At 72.3% G+C, this 18,213-nt stretch carries 16 protein-coding genes and 1 pseudogene; 8 read left to right on the top strand and 9 right to left on the bottom strand.

From position 1 onward, the window contains the following. The 3 genes and pseudogenes from hydA to JOF41_RS16290 form a co-directional block, all read right to left on the bottom strand. Positions 1 to 1,386 carry a dihydropyrimidinase gene (gene hydA, locus JOF41_RS16300; RefSeq protein WP_209619974.1) on the bottom strand — a complete coding sequence of 462 codons (1,386 nt, stop codon included), beginning with the start codon at positions 1,384 to 1,386 and terminating at the stop codon, positions 1 to 3. After that, positions 1,383 to 2,165, bottom strand: a complete 783-nt coding sequence (locus JOF41_RS16295) for a nitrilase-related carbon-nitrogen hydrolase (protein WP_244991183.1) — start codon at positions 2,163 to 2,165, stop codon at positions 1,383 to 1,385. The genes hydA and JOF41_RS16295 overlap by 4 nt, the downstream gene beginning before the upstream one ends. A 10-nt stretch (positions 2,166 to 2,175) precedes the next feature. Then, positions 2,176 to 3,724 (bottom strand): annotated as a pseudogene (locus JOF41_RS16290) (NCS1 family nucleobase:cation symporter-1). Positions 3,725 to 4,038: 314 nt separating this feature from the next. Here JOF41_RS16290 and JOF41_RS16285 point away from each other — a divergent pair. Beyond that, on the top strand, positions 4,039 to 4,548 hold the full coding sequence (locus JOF41_RS16285) for a hypothetical protein (RefSeq protein WP_189225258.1): 510 nt from the start codon (positions 4,039 to 4,041) through the stop codon (positions 4,546 to 4,548). Here JOF41_RS16285 and JOF41_RS16280 read toward each other — a convergent pair. Beyond that, positions 4,545 to 6,155 carry a PucR family transcriptional regulator gene (locus JOF41_RS16280; RefSeq protein ID WP_189225259.1) on the bottom strand — a complete coding sequence of 537 codons (1,611 nt, stop codon included), beginning with the start codon at positions 6,153 to 6,155 and terminating at the stop codon, positions 4,545 to 4,547. The genes JOF41_RS16285 and JOF41_RS16280 overlap by 4 nt on opposite strands. A 103-nt stretch (positions 6,156 to 6,258) precedes the next feature. Here JOF41_RS16280 and JOF41_RS16275 point away from each other — a divergent pair, with 103 nt between their 5' ends. From JOF41_RS16275 to JOF41_RS16260, 4 genes are all read left to right on the top strand, one after another. After that, the gene (locus JOF41_RS16275; protein WP_244989603.1) at positions 6,259 to 7,548 is read left to right on the top strand and encodes an aspartate aminotransferase family protein; all 1,290 of its coding nucleotides are present in this window, start codon (positions 6,259 to 6,261) and stop codon (positions 7,546 to 7,548) included. Further along, the gene (locus tag JOF41_RS16270; protein ID WP_307867432.1) at positions 7,545 to 9,035 is read left to right on the top strand and encodes a CoA-acylating methylmalonate-semialdehyde dehydrogenase; all 1,491 of its coding nucleotides are present in this window, start codon (positions 7,545 to 7,547) and stop codon (positions 9,033 to 9,035) included. Before JOF41_RS16275 ends, JOF41_RS16270 begins: the two co-directional genes overlap by 4 nt. 224 nt (positions 9,036 to 9,259) lie before the next feature. Next, a complete protein-coding gene (locus JOF41_RS16265; protein WP_189225261.1) occupies positions 9,260 to 9,577 on the top strand; it encodes an STAS domain-containing protein in 318 nt (105 codons plus the stop codon). Then, positions 9,574 to 10,536 carry an anti-sigma factor RsbA family regulatory protein gene (locus JOF41_RS16260; RefSeq protein WP_209619972.1) on the top strand — a complete coding sequence of 321 codons (963 nt, stop codon included), beginning with the start codon at positions 9,574 to 9,576 and terminating at the stop codon, positions 10,534 to 10,536. Before JOF41_RS16265 ends, JOF41_RS16260 begins: the two co-directional genes overlap by 4 nt. A 3-nt stretch (positions 10,537 to 10,539) precedes the next feature. Here JOF41_RS16260 and JOF41_RS16255 read toward each other — a convergent pair whose 3' ends face one another. Then, the gene (locus JOF41_RS16255; RefSeq protein ID WP_209619971.1) at positions 10,540 to 12,600 is read right to left on the bottom strand and encodes an elongation factor G-like protein EF-G2; all 2,061 of its coding nucleotides are present in this window, start codon (positions 12,598 to 12,600) and stop codon (positions 10,540 to 10,542) included. Between the two features lie 313 nt (positions 12,601 to 12,913). Here JOF41_RS16255 and pdxS point away from each other — a divergent pair, with 313 nt between their 5' ends. After that, positions 12,914 to 13,828, top strand: coding sequence for a pyridoxal 5'-phosphate synthase lyase subunit PdxS (gene pdxS / locus JOF41_RS16250; RefSeq protein ID WP_189225264.1), 915 nt, complete (start codon positions 12,914 to 12,916; stop codon positions 13,826 to 13,828). A gap of 51 nt (positions 13,829 to 13,879) precedes the next feature. Here pdxS and JOF41_RS16245 read toward each other — a convergent pair whose 3' ends face one another. The 3 genes from JOF41_RS16245 to JOF41_RS16235 form a co-directional block, all read right to left on the bottom strand. After that, positions 13,880 to 14,284 carry a type II toxin-antitoxin system VapC family toxin gene (locus tag JOF41_RS16245; protein WP_209619969.1) on the bottom strand — a complete coding sequence of 135 codons (405 nt, stop codon included), beginning with the start codon at positions 14,282 to 14,284 and terminating at the stop codon, positions 13,880 to 13,882. Continuing rightward, positions 14,281 to 14,535, bottom strand: coding sequence for a hypothetical protein (locus JOF41_RS16240; RefSeq protein WP_189225266.1), 255 nt, complete (start codon positions 14,533 to 14,535; stop codon positions 14,281 to 14,283). Before JOF41_RS16240 ends, JOF41_RS16245 begins: the two co-directional genes overlap by 4 nt. An 88-nt stretch (positions 14,536 to 14,623) precedes the next feature. Beyond that, positions 14,624 to 15,181, bottom strand: coding sequence for a helix-turn-helix domain-containing protein (locus tag JOF41_RS16235; RefSeq protein ID WP_209619966.1), 558 nt, complete (start codon positions 15,179 to 15,181; stop codon positions 14,624 to 14,626). Positions 15,182 to 15,237: 56 nt separating this feature from the next. On the opposite strand from JOF41_RS16235, the gene JOF41_RS16230 reads away from it, so the two are divergent. Both JOF41_RS16230 and JOF41_RS16225 read left to right on the top strand, forming a co-directional pair. Further along, complete coding sequence (locus JOF41_RS16230) at positions 15,238 to 15,936, top strand: AzlC family ABC transporter permease (RefSeq protein ID WP_209619964.1); 699 nt, start codon at positions 15,238 to 15,240, stop codon at positions 15,934 to 15,936. After that, the gene (locus JOF41_RS16225) at positions 15,933 to 16,241 is read left to right on the top strand and encodes an AzlD domain-containing protein (protein WP_209619962.1); all 309 of its coding nucleotides are present in this window, start codon (positions 15,933 to 15,935) and stop codon (positions 16,239 to 16,241) included. Before JOF41_RS16230 ends, JOF41_RS16225 begins: the two co-directional genes overlap by 4 nt. Here the strand turns inward: JOF41_RS16225 and JOF41_RS16220 are convergent. Continuing rightward, the gene (locus tag JOF41_RS16220; RefSeq protein ID WP_209619960.1) at positions 16,234 to 18,087 is read right to left on the bottom strand and encodes an acyl-CoA dehydrogenase family protein; all 1,854 of its coding nucleotides are present in this window, start codon (positions 18,085 to 18,087) and stop codon (positions 16,234 to 16,236) included. The two genes, JOF41_RS16225 and JOF41_RS16220, sit on opposite strands and share 8 nt — an antisense overlap. Positions 18,088 to 18,213: the final 126 nt, after the last annotated feature.

Below are 18,213 nucleotides of genomic sequence, written 5' to 3'. Positions count from 1 at the left end.
CTAGACCAGGTACTGGTTCAGCTCGCGGGTCAGGAACCTGCCGTGCCCGACCCGGCCGTGGAACCCCTCGGCGTCCACCACCACCCGGCCGCGCGAGAGCACGGTGTCGACCTTGCCGGTCAGCTCCATGCCCTCGTACGCCGAGTAGTCCACCGCCATGTGGTGGGTGGCCGCGGAGATGGTCTGCCGGGCGCGCGGGTCGTACACCACGACGTCGGCGTCCGCCCCCGGCGCGATCACGCCCTTGCGCGGGTGCAGGCCGAACATCCGCGCGGGCGTGGTGGAGCTGATCTCCACCCAGCGCTCAAGGCTGATCTCACCCCGCACCACGCCCTGGTGCAGCAGGTCCACCCGGTGCTCGACGCCGGGTATGCCGTTGGGGATCTTGGCGAAGTTCCCGCGCCCCAGCTCCTTCTGGTCCTTGAAGCAGAACGGGCAGTGGTCGGTGGAGACCACCGACAGGTCGTTGGTGCGCAGGCCGCGCCACAGCTCGGCCTGGTGCTCCCGAGGGCGCAGCGGGGGAGAGGCCACGTACTTCGCGCCCTCGAAGTCCGGCTTGGCCAGGTCCTCCAGCGACAGGTACAGGTACTGCGGGCAGGTCTCGGCGAACACGTTCTGCCCGGTGTCGCGCGCCCGCGCCACCGCGTCCAACGCCTGCGCGGCGGACAGGTGCACGACGTAGAGCGGCGCGCCGGTGACCGCGGCCAGGGTGATCGCCCGCGAGGTCGCCTCGCCCTCCAGCTCCGGGGGGCGGGTCAGCCCGTGCTCGACCGGCGCGGTGCGGCCCCGCGCCAGCGCCTGCGCGACGAGCTGGTCGATCGCGATGCCGTTCTCCGCGTGCATCATGACCGTGCCGCCGATCTCACGGGCCTTCTGCATCGCCCGCAGGATCTCCCCGTCGGTGGCGTAGAAGACGCCGGGGTAGGCCATGAACATCTTGAACGAGTTCACGCCCGCGTCCGCGCACGACTCCATCTCCTTCAACGACGTGTCGTTGACATCGGAGACGATCATGTGGAACCCGTAGTCCACCGCGCAGTTGCCGTCCGCCTTGGTGTGCCACTTGTCCAGTGTGGACATCAGGGAGGTGCCCTTGGCCTGCACCGCGAAGTCGATGATCGTGGTGGTGCCGCCCCAGGCCGCCGCGGTGGTGCCGGAGGCGAAGGTGTCGGCGGAGAACGTGCCGCCGAAGGGCATCTCCATGTGGGTGTGCGCGTCGATGCCGCCGGGGATCACGTACTTGCCCGCGGCGTCGACCACCCGGTCCGCGGCGATCGCGAAGCCCGGCGTCAGCAGCGCGGCGATCTTCTCGCCCTCCACCAGCACGTCGGCGGCCACCGCGCCGGTGGCGTTGACCACCGTCCCGCCCCTGATCAAGGTGCTCACGGCCGCACCAGCGATTCGTAGCTGTCGGGCCTGCGGTCCCGGTAGAACGCCCACAGGTCGCGGACCGCGGCCAGCTGGTCCATGTCCAGGTCGCGCACCACGACCTCCTCCTCGGTGTCCGACGCCGCGTCCCCGATCAGCTGGCCGCGCGGGTCGACGAAGTAGGACTGCCCGTAGAAGTCGTTGTCCCCCAGCGGTTCCACGCCCACGCGGTTGATGGTGCCGACGAAGTACTCGTTGGCCACCGCGGCGGCGGGCTGCTCCAGCCGCCACAGGTACTCCGACAGGCCGCGGCTGGTCGCCGACGGGTTGAACACGATCCGCGCGCCCGCCAGCCCCAGCGCCCGCCAGCCCTCCGGGAAGTGCCGCTCGTAGCAGATGTAGACGCCGATGCGGCCCACCGCGGTGTCGAACACCGGGTAGCCCAGGTTGCCCGGCTTGAAGTAGAACTTCTCCCAGAACCCCTTCACCTGCGGGATGTGGTTCTTGCGGTGCTTGCCCAGGTACGTGCCGTCGGCGTCGATCACCGCGGCGGTGTTGAAGTAGACACCGGGCTGCTCCTGCTCGTACATCGGCACGACCAGCACCACGCCGTTCTGCTCGGCGACCCGGCACATCAGCTGCGTGGTCGGCCCGTCGGGGATGCCCTCGGTGTAGGAGTAGTAGTCCGCGTCCTGCACCTGGCAGAAGTACGGGCCGTAGAACAGCTCCTGCAGGCACACCACCTGCGCGCCCCGCGACGCGGCGGACCGGATCGCCTCGACGGCGCCCGCGATCATGGAATCCTTGTCACCGGTCCACTTCTGCTGGACCAGACCTGCCCGGACGACGTTGCTCACGAGTGCTCCTTCCGCGGCGCCAGCGCCAGGTGGACGAGCAGGCCGCCGACCAGGCCGACGACCCAGTTGTAGTCGTAGAGCGGTTTGAGGAACGGGATCAGCCCGTCCGCCGGGAACGGGCCGCCGTACGCGCCGCCGACGGCCAGCAGCGAGCCGACCGCGGTGGCCAGCACCGCGCGCCAGTTCCAGCCCGCCCGGAACCAGTACGCGCCCCGCCCCGCCAGGTACAGGTCGACCAGCGCCAGCTCGGTGCGCGCCAGCAGCCAGTAGCCTGCGATGAACACCCCGGCCACGGACGCCAGCAGGCCGCCGTAGAAGCCCAGCCAGGCGAAGATGTAGATGCCGGGGTCGGAGATCAGCCGCCACGGCTGGATCAGCACGCCGATCACGCCGGTGATCAGCCCGCCCAGCGCGAAGGTGATCCGGCGCGGGAAGGCGTTGGAGAAGTCGTAGGACGGGCTGACCACGTTGGCCGCCAGGTTGGCCGAGATGGTCGCCAGCACCAGCGCCACCAGCGCGACCAGCACCACCGCGGTGCTGTCGAAGCGGCTGGCCAGCTCCGCCGGGTCCCAGATGGCTTCGCCGTAGAGCGCCACCGCGCCCGAGGTGGTCAGTATCGCCACGATCGCGATGAACGACATGGTGGTCGGCAGGCCGAGCACCTGGCCGACCGCCTGCTTGCGCTGGCTGCCGCCGAACCGGGTGAAGTCGGGCATGTTCAGCGACAGCGTGGACCAGAACGCGATCATGCCCATCAGCGCGGGGAAGAACACCCGCCAGAACTCCGCGCCCCAGCCAAGGCGCGACGGCTCGGACAGGATCGGGCCGAACCCGCCCGCCTGGACCGCCACGTAGGCCAGCAGCACCAGGAAGCCCACCGACACCAGCGGGGCGGTCCAGTTCTCGAACCGCCGGATGGCCTCCATGCCGCGCCAGATCACCAGCATCTGCACCACCCAGAAGCCCAGGAAGCACAGCCACAGCGTCCACACCTGGCCGAGCACCGCGGGGGCGCCGGTCCAGCCCTCGCCCGCGAGCCTGCCCACGATCACGTGCAGCGCCTTGCCGCCGACCCAGGTCTGGATGCCGAACCAGGCGCAGGCGACGAACGCCCGCAGCAGCGCCACCAGGTTCGCCCCGCGCACGCCGTAGAAGGCGCGGGCGAAGACGGGGAAGGGGATGCCGTACTTGGTGCCCGCGTGGCTGTTGAGCAGCATCGGCACCAGCACGATCAGGTTGCCCAGGGTGATGGTCAGGAACGCTTGCACCCAGTCCATGCCCAGCGCGACCAGCGACGCGGCCAGCGTGTAGCTGGGGATGTTGTGGGCCATGCCCATCCACAGCGCGAAGAAGTTGTAGGTGGTCCAGGTGCGCTGCTCCAGCGGAACCGGCGCCAGCTCGGGGTTGTAGTGGGGGCTGTCCGCGATCGGGGTGTGGTCGCGCAGCTCCACCCGGCCTGCCGCGTCCGGCGCGGCCTGCGCCACGGGGTCGAGGGCCATCGGTCACTCCCCTGTTACGCTGGTGAAACACCGTCCGCGGCAGCGGTCCGGCGCGAGGTCCACCTCGGCATCCTCAGCTCCCGCCGCGCGGTCCGGGCAGCGTCGATGTGTCCGCGCTTGACGTGATCGGCGGACACTCTGTACACCCCGTCGGGAAACCAGGGGTGAACCACGCCGCCACTTTCGGCTTCCCTCGAAGGTGTAATGCCTGCACGGAGCGTCAGTCACTCGATCGAGCGGGTGTGGAGACGGGCTCGGGATGTCGATAGGTCAAAGGTCCATTGCCAGACCCCCGACTCGTTTCGAGGAACACCGTGTCTGCACTTCGCCCGCGCGGACTCTTCCGCGCCGCCGCCATGCTCGCCGTCGGCGTCTCCCCGCTGCTCGCAGGCTCCGCTTCGGCCACCGAGGCGCCGCAGGTCGACAGCATCACGCCCAAGATCGGCGACGCCCCCGAGGTGTCGGTCGCCGACCTCAAGGCGGACGAGGTCATCAGCGGCAAGACCGTGAAGCTGCCCGCGACCCCCATCACCCCGCAGGCCGCGCCGATGGAGCGCGACCTGACCGAGACCTCCACCTCGGTGCTGTCCGAGACCGCGCCGGAACTGGACCGGGCCGCCGACATGGCCCCGGTGACCGGGCTGACCCAGCAGCTGCCGCTGCTGGGCGGGCAGGGGCTGGGCGGCCTCGGCCTGGGTGGGCTGGGCCTGGGCGGGCTGACCCAGCAGCTGCCCACCGACCAGCTCACCGGCGCGACCGGCGGCCTCGGTGGCGTGACCGGCGGCCTCGGTCAGCTGCCGGTCGGGCTGCCCCTGCTGGGCTAGGCGTCCAGTTCCCGCACCAGCAGCGCCACGTACAGCGAGAGCACGGACTCCGGGTCCTCCAAGGACACCCCGAGCACCTGCTCGATGCGGGCCAGCTGCTGGTAGTACGCGGTGCGCGAGAGGTGGGCCGCGGCAGCCGCCGCAGACTTGTTGCCCCCGTGCTCGCAGTAGCACCGCAGGAGTTCGACCAGCCTGCTGCCGTGGTCCGCGTCGCGGGCCACCAGCGGGCCGAGCTCGCGGTCGGCGAACGCCCGCACCCGCTCATCCTCCCGCAGCAGGTGCATCAGGCCTCGCAGCCGCACGTCGTCGAGCCGGTGGTACAACCGCGTACCGGGTGAGCGCAGGGCCGCTCCCGCGATGTGGGCGGCTTCGCCGAGGCTGCGCCGCACCTCCGGCACGGCCGTGACGGTCGTGCCGACGGCGACGACGACCGGGAGGGCGTGCTGCGTCCCCGCCGCGGTGCGGTGGATCTCGCGGGCGAGCCGCCGCAGCACGCCCTCCAGCCCGGTCTGCGGGGGCACCGACAGCAGGGCCCGGACGCTGGTGTCGTCGACCACGCCGACCAGCGCGGGCACCGTCGCCCGCCGGGTCGCCAGCGCGGTGGCCTCGGCCAGGTCCCGCAGCACCTCCTGGGTGGCCAGGGCCTGCGCCGGGGACACCGCGCTGCCCGGTCGGACCGCCACGCCGACCAGCTGCCGCCGCTCCAGCGGCACGCCCAGGGCCGCCGCCCGCGCGGGCAGGTCGGGTGGTGGCTGGCCGAGCAGCTGGGTCAGCAGCGTGCGGTGCGTCTGCCGCTCCAGCGACTCCCGGTCGCGCGCCACCAGCCGGTGCACGGCCAGCGCGGAGGCCGCGCGCTCGGCGACCACGACCTGCCGGTGCGCGGGCGGCTCCGGGGTGAGCAGCACCAGCCGCCCCCAGTCCGCGCCGCGCGCGCCGACCACGGTCACCAGCCAGCCGGACTCCTCGTGGTAGGCGGTGCGCTCGGCCACCGAGACCGCCCGCGAGCGCTGCCCCCAGTCCGCCAGCAGCGCGGTGGGGTCCTGCCCGGCCGCGTCGTAGGCCAGCACCTCGTGGCCCAGCGTCTCCAGCACCACCGGCAGCCCGGAGGTCCGGGCGACCTCCCGCAGCACCTCGGCGGGTTCCGCGCCCGCCACGGTCAGCGCGGTGAACGTCTCGTGCACCTGTTCCGCCGCGCGCAGCTCGACCAGCTGGGCGTCGACGATCAGCGACACCACCGCCTCGGTGACCGCGACGAACCGGGTCTCCCGAGCCAGGGCGACCAGCGGCAGCCCGTGCCGCTCGGCGGCGGCCGCCAGCGCGCCGGGCAGGTCGTCGGGCCAGCGCCGCACCAGCTCCACCACCAGGCCCGCCGCGCCGACCGAGGCCAGGTCGTCGACGTAGCGGGTGAGCCCCGCCTCGTCGTCGGGCAGCGCGATGCCGGTGGTGAGCACCAGCTCCCCGCCGCGCAGCAGGTGGGCGATGTCGGCGACCTCCGCCGCGTGCACCCAGCGCACCCGGCGGCCCATGCCCGCGGCACCCGCGACGACCCTCGGCCGGGCACGGCGCAGCACCGGCAGGACCAGCGCTTCGGCGACCGTCGGGTACATGGACACAACGTAATGCCGCGCGGGGCAAAGGGGCACAGGTTGTGCATGGCGGCCGGTGCCCGCTCCGACGACACTCCACGGCAGGGAGCCCGAGGAGGACGCCATGTCGCACGAGGAGCTGCTGGCCCGGCACCGCGCGGTGATGCCCCGCTGGATGGCCCTGTACTACGACCGGCCCATCGAGCTGGCCAGCGCCAGCGGGCGGCGGGTCACCGATCGCGAAGGCCGCACCTACCTGGACTTCTTCGCGGGCATCCTGACCAACGCGATCGGCTACGACGTGGCCGAGATCAGCGAGGCGATCCGCGCCCAGCTGGCCACCGGCGTGCTGCACAGCTCCACGCTCTACCTCATCCGCGCCCAGGTGGAGCTGGCCGAGAAGGTGGCCGCGCTGTCCGGCATCCCCGACGCCAAGGTGTTCTTCACCAACTCCGGCACCGAGGCCAACGAGACCGCGCTCATGCTCGCCACCCGGTTCCGCCGCAGCGACCAGGTGCTGGCGCTGCGCAACTCCTACCACGGCCGCGCCTTCGCCACCGTGGCGATCACCGGCAACCGCGGCTGGTCGGCCAGCTCGCTCAGCCCGGTCAAGGTCAGCTGGGTGCACGGCGGCTACCGCTTCCGCAGCCCTTTCAAGGACCTCTCCGACGCCGACTACGTCAAGGCGTGCGTGGCCGACCTGCGCGAGGTGATCGAGACCACGACGGCGGGCGAGGTGGCGTGCCTGATCGCCGAGCCGATCCAGGGCGTGGGCGGGTTCACCGCGCCACCCGACGGCCTGTTCGCCGCCTTCAAGGAAGTCCTGGACGAGTACGGCGTCCTGTTCGTCTCCGACGAGGTGCAGACCGGCTGGGGGCGCACCGGCGAGCACTTCTGGGGCATCCAGGCGCACGGCGTGACCCCGGACGCGATGACCTTCGCCAAGGGCCTGGGCAACGGCCTGGCCATCGGCGGCGTGGTGGCGCGCGGCGAGCTGATGGACTGCCTGACCGCGAACTCGCTGTCCACCTTCGGCGGCAACCCGCTGGCCACCACCGGCGCGCTGGCCACGCTGGAGTACCTGCTGGCGCACGACCTGCAGGCCAACGCGGCCAAGCTGGGCGCGCGGCTGCTCGCGGGCCTGCGCGGCATCGCCGAGCGGCACCCCGTGGTGGGCGACGTGCGCGGCAAGGGCCTGATGGTGGGCGTGGAGCTGGTCGGCCCCGGCGGTGAACCGGACCCGGCCGCCGCGGTGGCGGTGCTGGAGGGCGCGCGGGAACGATGTCTGCTGGTGGGCAAGGGCGGCTTGTACGGCAACGTGATCCGCCTGGCCCCGCCGATGACGCTGACCGAGGACGAGCTGGAGGAGGCGCTGGCGGTGCTGCGCGAGACCATCGCGGAGGTGGCGTCGTGAGGATCACCCACTGGATCGGCGGCAAGCCGTGGACCGGCGCGGTCGAGCGCGCGGGCGAGGTCCACGACCCGGCCACCGGCCGGGTCTCGGCGCGGGTCGACTTCGCGTCGGCGTCGGTGGTGGACGAAGCGGTGGCCGCGGCGCGCGAGGCGTACACGCGGTGGCGCGGCGCGTCACTGGCGCAGCGGGCGAACGTGATGTTCGCCTTCCGCGAGCTGCTCAACGCGCGCAAGGGCGAGCTCGCCGCGATCGTCACCGCCGAGCACGGCAAGGTGCTCCCCGACGCGATGGGCGAGGTGCAGCGCGCCCTGGAGGCGGTCGAGTTCGCCTGCGGCGTCCCGCACCTGCTCAAGGGGGGGTTCAGCGAGAACGCCTCCACCAAGGTCGACGTCTACTCGATCCGGCAGCCGCTGGGGGTGGTCGGGGTGGTGTCGCCGTTCAACTTCCCCGCCATGGTGCCGCTGTGGTTCGTGCCCAACGCCATCGCGTGCGGCAACACCGTGGTGCTCAAGCCGAGCGAGAAGGACCCGTCGGCGTCGGTGTTCATCGCCGAGCTGTTCGCGGAGGCGGGCCTGCCCGACGGCGTGCTCAACGTCGTGCACGGCGACAAGGTGGCCGTGGACCGCGTCCTGGAGCACCCGGAGGTCAAGGCCGTCTCCTTCGTCGGCTCCACGCCGGTCGCCCGGCACGTCTACGAGACCGGCACCCGGCACGGCAAGCGCGTGCAGGCGCTGGGCGGGGCCAAGAACCACATGGTCGTGCTGCCCGACGCGGACCTGGACCTGGCCGCCGACGCGGCGGTGTCGGCGGGCTTCGGCTCGGCGGGGGAGCGGTGCATGGCCATCTCGGTGGTGGTCGCCGTGGACCCGGTGGGCGACGAGCTGGTGGCCAAGGTCGCCGACCGCATCGCCGCGCTGAAGGTCGGCGACGGCCGTCGCGCGGGCTGCGAGATGGGGCCGCTGATCACCGGCGAGCACCGCGACCGCGTGGCCGCCTACGTGGACGCGGGTGTCGCGGAGGGGGCCCGTCTGGTGGTCGACGGCCGCGACCGCCCGGTCGACGGCGACCCGTCGGGCTTCTGGCTCGGGCCGACCCTGTTCGACCACGTGGGCGTGGACATGTCCGTCTACCGCGACGAGATCTTCGGCCCGGTGCTGTCGGTGCTGCGGGTGCCCACCTACGACGAGGCGCTGGAGGTGGTCAACGCCAACCCGTACGGCAACGGAACGGCCGTCTTCACCAACGACGGCGGTGCGGCCCGGCGGTTCCAGAACGAGGTCGAGGTCGGCATGGTCGGGGTGAACGTGCCGATCCCGGTGCCGGTGTCCTACTACTCGTTCGGCGGGTGGAAGGACTCGCTGTTCGGCGACTCGCACGCCTACGGCCCGGACGGCGTGCACTTCTTCACCCGCACCAAGGTCGTCACCGGCCGCTGGCTGGACCCGTCGCACGGCGGGGTCAACCTCGGGTTCCCGCGCAACACCTGACCGACCGGCACGCCGCCCCGCGAACGGCTTGCGCGCGCAACCGGAAAATCGGTGGCGAACGGGCGCAATGCCCGGCGGTGCCAGTTCAATAGCTGAACAATTTATTTCGCACGGTCGTGGTGGGGCCGTTTTGGCATTGTGGGCGGAATGGCGTAATCTGCTCCGCGTTGTGCACTCGGCTTTGGGGGCGCTGGGGCTTATCGCGATTCCCGCTAGGAGCACCGTTGGTCATCACTCGCCACACCGATCCGCCCGGTCTGGTGTTGTCGGGGGACATCGGCGCCGCGCAGTTGCAGGCGCTGCGCGATGTCGTCCTCGAAGCCGCTGACGCGGGGGGTGACGGCGTCCGGCTCTGCGCGCGGGACGTGCCGTTCCTCCGGGTCGAGGCCATCCGCGTACTGATCGCGGTCGCCGCTGAGCTGGCCCCGAGAGGTCGCGCGCTGGTGCTCGACGTCGCCAGGCACCACGCCTGGGCGATCGAAGCGCTGGGCTGGGCGGATGCGCCCGGTCTGGTCCTGTTGAACGGAGGTGTGCCCAGGTGAGCGAAGACCGGTTCCGGCACCACGCGGCCGTCTACACCACGGACGAGGAATTCCTCGCGGTGGCGGCCCCATTCGTGGCCGAGGGGATCGAACTCGGTGAGCCGGTGCTGGTCGCCACAACACCCGCGAACGTCGAATCGTTGCGATCCGCGCTCGGCACCCTGGCGGGTGATTTCGACCATGCCGAAACTGCCTATTTCGGGCGGCGACCACCGGAACGGGCTACCGCCTTCTTCCGCTACTGGCAGCACAAAGTGACGTCGGCCACCTGCCGCAACGTCAGGGTGCTCGCCGAACCGCTGTGGGCGGGCCGCACGCGCGCCGACGCGACGGCCTGGCGGCGCATGGAGTCGGGGCTCAACGTCGTCTTAGCCGCCACTAACGTGTGGATGCTGTGCCCGTACGACGCGCGGGTGGTCGGCGAGGAGGGCGTGACCCACGCGCTGATGACCCACCCCGAGCACGTGGTCGACGGCGAGGTGGTCACCTCGCCGCACTACGTCGAGCCCGCCCACTACGCCGACACCTGCGACGCGCTCCCGCTGCCGCCCCGACCGGCCGACGCCAGGGTGCTGCCGCTGCGCGGTGACCTGCAGGCGTTGCGCCGGTTCATCGTGGGCCGGGCCATCGGTTTCGGGCTGTCGGAGGAGAACGCGGCGATGCTGACCGTCGCGGTCGGCGAGGCGCTGGCGTTCCTGCGCGACGACGGCCACGCCGCGATGTGGCTGGCCGACGGCTCGCTGGTGTGCGAGCTCAGCGGTGCGCAAGCGGGTGAGCTGGACCCGTTCGCCGGGTTCCGGCCGCCCGCGCTGCACGCGCCCACCGCACCCGGCGACGGGCTGTGGGTGACCCGCCAGATCTGCGAGTCGGTCGACGTGCGCTGCGTCGAGGGCACCGTGGTGTTCCGGTTGCGCGTGGCGGGACCGCGCGCGGCGGAGAGCGCGGTCCCGGAGCGGTAGGAGTCACCTGGCCTGGGCGGCCAGCGCTTGGGGGAGCGGGTCGTAGCGGCAGAAGCGGCGGCTGTAGGTGCCGGTGCCCGACGTCAGCGAGCGCAGCTCGATGGCGTACCGCAGCAGCTCGGTGCTGGGCACCTCGGCCCGGATCACCGTGTGGCCCGCGCTGTCGGCCTCGGTGCCCAGCACCCGGCCGCGCCGCCCGGACAGGTCGCCCAGCACCGTGCCGAGGTGCTCGTCGGGCAGCCTGATGCGCACCTCGTCCACCGGCTCCAGCAACGAGGTCCGGCCGTTGGCCGCGGCGTCCTTGAGCGCCAGCGAGCCCGCGGTCTGGAACGCCGCGTCGGAGGAGTCCACCGAGTGCGCCTTGCCGTCCACCAGCGTCACGCGCACGTCGACCACCGGGTGGCCTGCCTGCAGGCCGCGTTCCAGCTGCGCACGCACCCCCTTCTCGACGCTGGGGATGAACTGGTTGGGGATCGCGCCGCCGACGATGCGGTCGACGAACTCGAAGCCCGCGCCGCGCGGCAGCGGTTCGACCACGATGTCGCACACCGCGTACTGGCCGTGCCCGCCGGACTGCTTGACGTGCCGCCCGTGCCCCTTGGCCGGGGCGGCGAAGGTCTCCCGCAGCGCCACCCGCACCGGCTCGGTGTCCACCTCGGCCCCGCCCGCGCGCAGCCGGGCCAGCACCACGTCGGCGTGCGCTTCGCCCATGCACCACAGCACCAGCTGGTGGGTCTCGGCGTTGCGCTCCAGCCGCAGCGTGGGATCGCCCGCGACGAGCTTGTTCAGGTTGCGGGCCAGGTTGTCCTCGTCGCTGCGGCTGCGCGGCACCACCGCGACCGGCAGCAGCGGCTCGGGCATGTCCCACGGCGCGACCAGCAGCGGGTGCTCCGGCGCGGACACGGTGTCCCCGGTCTCCGCCGAGCCCAGCTTGGTCAGCGCGCACAGGTCGCCCGCCACGCAGTACGGCACCTCGCGCAGGTTCGCCCCCAATGGTGAGTACACGTGCGCGACGCGCTCGTCCGCGTCGTGGTCCTCGTGCCCGCGATCGGCCATGCCGTGACCGGAGACGTGCACGGGCCGTTCCGGCCGCAGCGTCCCGGAGAACACCCGCACCAGCGACACGCGGCCCACGTAGGAGTCGACGGCGGTGCGCACCACCTCGGCGACCAGCGGCCCCTCCGGGTCCGGGGCGAGGCGGGGATGCGGGATGCCGTCCACGCCGGTGATCTCGGGCAGCGGGTGCTCCAGCGGCGAGGGGAACGCGCGGGCGATGCCGTCGAGCAGTTCGGGCAGGCCCGTCCCGGTCGCCGCGCACACCGGCAGCACCGGGTGGAACGAGCCGCGCGCCACCGCGGTCTCCAGGTCGGCGATCAGGGTGGCCTGGTCGATCTCCTCGCCGTTGAGGTAGCGGTCCATGAGGGTCTCGTCCTCGCTCTCGGCGATGATCCCCTCGATGAGCTGGTCGCGCTGCTCGGCGTAGCGCTCGTCGTCGGTGGTGAGCAGGCCCACCAGCCCTCCGCCGTCGCCGGGCAGGTACAGCGGCACCACGCCCGCGCCGAACGCCTCCTGGCAGGCGGCGATCTCGTTGAGCACGTCGGCGCGGTGGTGGTCGGTGCGCGAGATGACGACCGCGCGCGGCATCCCGACCGCCGCGCACTCCTGCCACAGCGCCACGGTCGTGGCGTCGACGCCTTCCGCGGTGCTGACCACGAACAGCGCCGCGTCCGCCGCGCGCAGGCCCGCGCGCAGCTCGCCGACGAAGTCGGCGTAACCGGGGGTGTCGATGAAGTTGATCTTGATGTCGCCGTGCCGGACCGGGGCGACCGACAGGCCGACGGAGCGCTGCTGGCGCACCGCGGCCGGGTCGTGGTCGCACACCGTGGTGCCCTCGGTGACCGAACCCGCCCTGGTCAGGACGCCGGTGGTCGCCAGCAGGGCTTCGGCGAGGGTCGTCTTGCCCGACCCGGAGGGGCCGACCAGCACGACGTTGCGCACCTTGGCCGGGTCGTCCACAGCGACCGCGGCTGCCGAGGGACTGCTGTCGGAGTGTTTGCTGCCCATGGGATGCCCACCCTCCACAAGTGATTAGTGTTCGATCTCACACCCGTGGCGCGCGTCGGACAACCCCGTGGGCCGGACCCAACCCGGCAGGAGGAACCAGGGCGGGCGCGGACGGGGGCCGTGCTCACCCCACCGCTGCCACCGGAGCGTCGGGTCGCCCGCTCGGCCGGTGCTCGCACCCGGACGTGTGCCAGGCCACTACCTGCGGTGGGGGTGCGAGTGGACTGCTGAGAACGCGTCGGATTGGCCTGCTTCGGCGGTCCACGTCCGACGTACGATCAGGTGGTCGTCCCCCTGATCCGAAAGGCTGGCCGTGACCACTTCATCCAACTCCGAGGCCGGTGCGCACCTGACCGGCACCGCCCGCGTCAAGCGCGGCATGGCGGAGATGCTCAAGGGCGGCGTGATCATGGACGTGGTCACCCCCGAGCAGGCCAAGATCGCCGAGGACGCGGGCGCGGTCGCCGTCATGGCGCTGGAGCGGGTGCCCGCGGACATCCGCGCGCAGGGCGGCGTGTCGCGGATGAGCGACCCGGACATGATCGACGGCATCATCTCCGCGGTCTCGATCCCGGTGATGGCCAAGGCCCGCATCGGCCACTTCGTCGAGGCGCAGGTGCTGCAGTCCCTCGGCGTGGACTACATCGACGAGTCCGAGGTGCTCACCCCGGCCGACTACGCCAACCACATCGACAAGTGGCAGTTCACCGTGCCCTTCGTGTGCGGTGCGACCAACCTGGGCGAGGCGCTGCGCCGGATCACCGAGGGCGCGGCGATGATCCGCTCCAAGGGCGAGGCGGGCACCGGCGACGTCTCCAACGCCACCACCCACATGCGCAAGATCCGCGCCGAGATCAAGCGCCTGCAGAACCTGCCCGCCGACGAGCTGTACGTGGCGGCCAAGGAGCTGCAGGCCCCGTACGAGCTGGTGCGCGAGGTCGCCGAGGCGGGCAAGCTGCCGGTCGTGCTGTTCACCGCGGGCGGCATCGCCACCCCGGCCGACGCGGCGATGATGATGCAGCTGGGCGCCGAGGGCGTGTTCGTGGGCTCGGGCATCTTCAAGTCCGGCAACCCGGCGCAGCGCGCGGAGGCCATCGTCAAGGCCACCACGTTCTACGACGACCCGGACGTGATCGCCAAGGTCTCCCGCGGCTTGGGCGAGGCCATGGTGGGCATCAACGTGGACGAGATCCCGCAGCCGCACCGGCTCGCCGAGCGCGGCTGGTAGGAGCGGTCCCCGGCGGCTCCCGGCCCACCGCGGGCCGGGAGCCGCCGCGCGTCAGGACACCGGGTACACCTCGATGTCGACCTGGTGGCCGTTCGACCCGGCCAGCTTGGCGTCGCAGGTGATGAGGGGGACGTTGAGCTCCTCGGCGAGCGCCAGGTAGAGCGAGTCGTAGGTGTGCACCGCGTGCCGCAACTCCCATGCCCGGCGGAGCAGGGTCCGCAGGGGCACCCGGTTCACTGGTGACGCGGTGATCCGGGACATCGCGAAGGTCGCGTCGTCCGAGGTCAGGTGGAGGTTGCGCTCCATGCGGCGCAGCACGCTCATCGCTTCGGCGTCGATGAGCTCCGGGGCTGACGCGGTCGAGGTCATCAGCCTGCGCAGGAGTTCCCGTTCCGGGCTCTTGCCCGCGACGACCTCGACGAGCGCGGAGCAGTCCACGACGATGGTGGTCTTCATTCGCTGTCCACCTCGTCCCGGAGCTCGCGGATCGTGCGCACGATGGTCTCCCGGTCCACACCCCAGGTGCGGTTGGTGGCGGACTCGATCCACTCTTCCATGGTCGGCTTGCTGGCCACTTCGATCAGGTGCTGGCGCAGGTAGCCGGTCAGCGACATGCCCTGTGCGTCGGCGCGTTTCTGGAGGATGTCCACCACCTTGGACGGCACCTCACGGATGTGCACGGGTTTGGTGTCGCCGCCCTCGTCCATGTCTTCGAGCGTAGGGGCGGTACATGCTGTCTCCATGAAGCTCTCATCGGCACGTGCACCGATGGAATCAACTACTCGAACGGGTGTTCTACACGTGCTCCATGACCATCACCGCTGACGTGCCCGGCTCCAGCGCCTGGCAGGTGTGCGGCACGTCGCCGGGGTAGAGCAGGTAGTCGCCCGGCCCCAGTTCCACCGGCTCCTCCCTCGGCCCCGCCAGCACCCGCCCCGCGCTGACCACCAGGTGCTCGGTCGTGCCCGGCATGTGCGGCTCCGACTCGCGCGCCGCGCCCGGCTCCAGGTTGAGCACGTAGATGTCCCGCCGCGCCCCCGGCGGGCAGGACGCCAGCAGGGTCGCCGTGTAGTGCGCCCGCTCCGAGTAGATGGCGGGCCCCTCGCCCGCGCGGATCACCCGCACCCGCGGCGTGGGCGGGTCGACCAGCCTGCTGAACGGCACCCCGAGCGCGACGCCGAGCGCCCACAGCGTCTCCACGCTGGGGTTGCCGCTGGCCGACTCCAGTTGGGAGAGCGTGGACTTGGCGATCCCGGCCCGCTTGGCCAGTTCGCTCAGCGACAGGCCCGCGCGCTCCCGCTCCCGTCGCAGCGAGGCCGCGATGACCTCCAGCGGCGCCCCTGTGTTCGGCATGACAGTCCAATCGTTCGGCTTGACGAACACACCGTAGGTGTTCAGTCTAGAAGACGATGCGTTCGATATGGCGTACACATGACACCGACCTGCTGCGCGACGTGGCGGCCATCGCCGCCGCGGCGGCGGTCAACGGCGCGTCCTTCGGCGCGATCTCGGTCGCGGGCGGCCTGCAGTGGTGGGTGCCGCTGGTGATGTCCGTGCTGGTCTTCGCGGGCGGCTCGCAGTTCATGGCGGTCGGCGTGGTCGCCGCGGGCGGCAGCCCGGCCGCCGCGGTGCTCGCCGGGCTGGTGCTCAACGCGCGGCACCTGCCGTTCGGCCTGGCCGTCGGCCACGTGCTGGGCCGGGGACTGGCCGCCCGGCTGGTCGGCAGCCACCTGATGGTCGACGAGAGCGTGGCCTTCTCCCTGGCGCAGCGCGACCCGGCGCGCGCCCGCACCGCCTTCTGGGCCTGCGGAGCCACCCTCTTCCTCGGCTGGAACCTCGGCGTGGTCGCGGGCTCGCTGGTCGGGCAGGGCATCGGCGACCCCGGCGCGTTCGGCCTGGACGCGGCGTTCCCCGCCGCCCTGCTGGCGCTGGTGCTGCCCGCCCTCAAGGACACCGCGACGTTGCGCGCGGCCCTGCTCGGCGCGGTGGTCGCGCTGGCCACCACGCCGCTGCTGCCCGCGGGCGTGCCGGTGCTGCTGGCGCTGGTCGGGCTGGTGGCCACGGCCGGGCGGAAGAAGACCGGGCGGAAGAAGGAGGTGGCCGCGTGAGCCTCGCCGCGATCCTGGTGCTCGCCGCGGGCACCTACGCCTTCCGGGTGGCCGGTCCGCTGCTGCGCGACCGGCTGACCCTGCCCGACCGGGTCAGGGAGCTGATGGCCACCGCGGCGACGGTGCTGCTCGTCGCGCTGGTCGCCACCTCCTCCCTGACCAGCGGCCGGGAGTTCGCCGGGTGGGCGCTGCCCGCGGGCGTGCTGGTGGGAGGTCTCGCCGCGTGGCGCAAGGCCCCGTTCGTGGTGGTCGTCCTGCTGGCCGGGGCCACCACGGCGGGGCTGCGCCTGGCGGGCGTCAGCTGAGCACCGGCGCGGCCAGCCACCCCTCCGGGATGCCGAACGCGTCCACCAGCGTCGGCGCGTGCGGGCGCAGCTGGCGGCACAGCTGGTTCACCGCCTGGGACACCGCCTTCGAGCGGGCCGGGCTGAGCCTGCCGTGCTCCAGGAACCACGCCCGGTCGCCCTCGATCGTGCTCAGCGCGTACAGGTCGCACACCCGGTCCAGCAGCGCGGACACCTCCGGGTCCGGGCACCGGTCGACCGCCGCCACGAACGCCTCCAGCACCACCCGGTCCACGTGCGCGCGGGCCGCGTGCAGCACGTGGTCCTGCGCGGCGTTGAACACGTCGAACGCGTCCTGCTTCGAAGCCTTGCGCAGCCTGCGCGCCAGCCCCTCCAGGATGTGCCGCTCCCGGTCCTCGAACTGGCGCACCTGCCAGCCCCGGTCCAGCAGCGCGTCGGAGCTGCCGCGCACCAGCCGGTCGATGATCGCGCGGGCGGCGGTGCGCTCGATCACCACGCTCACCGCCTGGTCGGCCACGAACCGGGCCATGCCCCACGGGTCCAGGTCGCCGACGTGGTCGCGGTAGCTGGTCAGCAGGCCCTTGGCGACCAGCTGGAGCAGCACCGTGTTGTCACCCTCGAAGGTGGTGAACACGTCCGTGTCGGCCTTGAGCCCGGCCAGCAGGTTCTCCGACAGGTACCCGGCGCCGCCGCAGGCCTCGCGGCAGGTCTGGATGGTGTGCGTGGCGTGCCAGGTGGCCACCGCCTTGAGCCCGGCCGCGCGCGACTCCAGCTCCCGCTGGTGCCGGTCGTCGCCACCGTCGTGCAGCGCCGAGACCAGCTCCTCCTGGGCGAAGTGCAGCGCGTAGGAGGTGGCCAGCGCGGGCAGCAGCCGCCGCTGGTGGGCGAGGTAGTCCAGCACGACGACCTCCTCGCCGGTGTCCGGTCGGGTGAACTGCCGCCGCTGCGAGCCGTACCCGATCGCGATGGCCAGCGCCTTCTTGGTGGCGCTGCCCGCGCCGCCCGCCACGCTGATCCGCCCGCGCACCAGCGTGCCCAGCATGGTGAAGAACCGGCGGCCGGTGCCCTCGACCGGGCTGGAGTAGGTGCCGTCCGGGGCCACGTCGCCGTACCGGTTGAGCAGCGCCTCACGCGGCACCCGCACGTTGTCGAAGGTCAACCGGCCGTTGTCCACCCCGTTCAGCCCGGCCTTGGGCCCGCAGTCCTCGATCCGCACCCCCGGCGTCGGGGCGCCGGACTCGTCGCGGATCGGCACCAGCAGCGCGTGCACGCCGTGCTGCTGCCCCCGCGTGACGAGCTGGGCGAACACCACCGCCACCCGACCGTCGCGGGCGGCGTTGCCGATGTAGTCCTTGCGCGCCGCGGGGTCGGGCGTGTGCACCACGAACTCGCCCGCCTCGACGTCGTAGGTCGCCGTGGTCCGCAGGTGCTGCACGTCCGAGCCGTGCCCGGTCTCGGTCATGGCGAAGCAGCCCGGCAGCTCCATGCTCATGATCGCCGGCAGGTAGCGCGCGTGGTGCTCCTCGGTGCCCAGCGCCTGCACCGCTCCGCCGAACAGCCCCCACTGCACGCCCGCCTTGACCATCAGCGACAGGTCGCCGTAGCCCAGCGCCTCGAACGCGACCACCGAGCCGCCGATGTCGTCGCGGCCGCCGTGCTCGGCGGGGAAGCCGATCGCCGGGTAGCCGCCCTCGGCCAGCGTGCGCATCTGCTCCAGAACCCAGGCGCGGTGCTCCTCGCGGGAGAGCTCACCCGCCGGTTCCAGCTTCCCCAGCAGGTCCAGCGAGTCCCGCCGCAGGGTGGCCCACCGGCCGTCCAGGAGTTCGCGCAGCACGTCGGTCCTCATTACTCCTTAGTAGCACGGCCCTCGGCGCGGGCGGACCCGGCCTGGGCCAACCGTGCCCGGAGTCACGGCCGGACCCGCCCGTCCCGGTCCGGCGGAACCGCGAGCCGAACGCCCGGCCTGCCGGAA

It is taken from the genome of Saccharothrix coeruleofusca (genome assembly GCF_017876325.1).
In the GTDB taxonomy this organism is placed as follows: domain Bacteria; phylum Actinomycetota; class Actinomycetes; order Mycobacteriales; family Pseudonocardiaceae; genus Actinosynnema; species Actinosynnema coeruleofuscum.
This window is presented reverse-complemented; position numbering and strand designations above follow the sequence as displayed.

Excerpts from the sequence above, each read along its gene's own strand:
- JOF41_RS16295 (WP_244991183.1), bottom strand. The coding sequence starts at position 2,165 with ATGATCGCGGGCGCCGTCGAGGCGATCCGGTCCGCCGCGTCGCGGGGC.
- JOF41_RS16280 (WP_189225259.1), bottom strand. The coding sequence starts at position 6,155 with ATGTACCCGACGGTCGCCGAAGCGCTGGTCCTGCCGGTGCTGCGCCGT.
- JOF41_RS16275 (WP_244989603.1), top strand. The coding sequence starts at position 6,259 with ATGTCGCACGAGGAGCTGCTGGCCCGGCACCGCGCGGTGATGCCCCGC.
- JOF41_RS16255 (WP_209619971.1), bottom strand. The coding sequence starts at position 12,600 with ATGGGCAGCAAACACTCCGACAGCAGTCCCTCGGCAGCCGCGGTCGCT.
- JOF41_RS16245 (WP_209619969.1), bottom strand. The coding sequence starts at position 14,284 with ATGAAGACCACCATCGTCGTGGACTGCTCCGCGCTCGTCGAGGTCGTC.
- JOF41_RS16240 (WP_189225266.1), bottom strand. The coding sequence starts at position 14,535 with ATGGACGAGGGCGGCGACACCAAACCCGTGCACATCCGTGAGGTGCCG.
- JOF41_RS16235 (WP_209619966.1), bottom strand. The coding sequence starts at position 15,181 with ATGCCGAACACAGGGGCGCCGCTGGAGGTCATCGCGGCCTCGCTGCGA.
- JOF41_RS16230 (WP_209619964.1), top strand. The coding sequence starts at position 15,238 with ATGCGTTCGATATGGCGTACACATGACACCGACCTGCTGCGCGACGTG.
- JOF41_RS16220 (WP_209619960.1), bottom strand. The coding sequence starts at position 18,087 with ATGAGGACCGACGTGCTGCGCGAACTCCTGGACGGCCGGTGGGCCACC.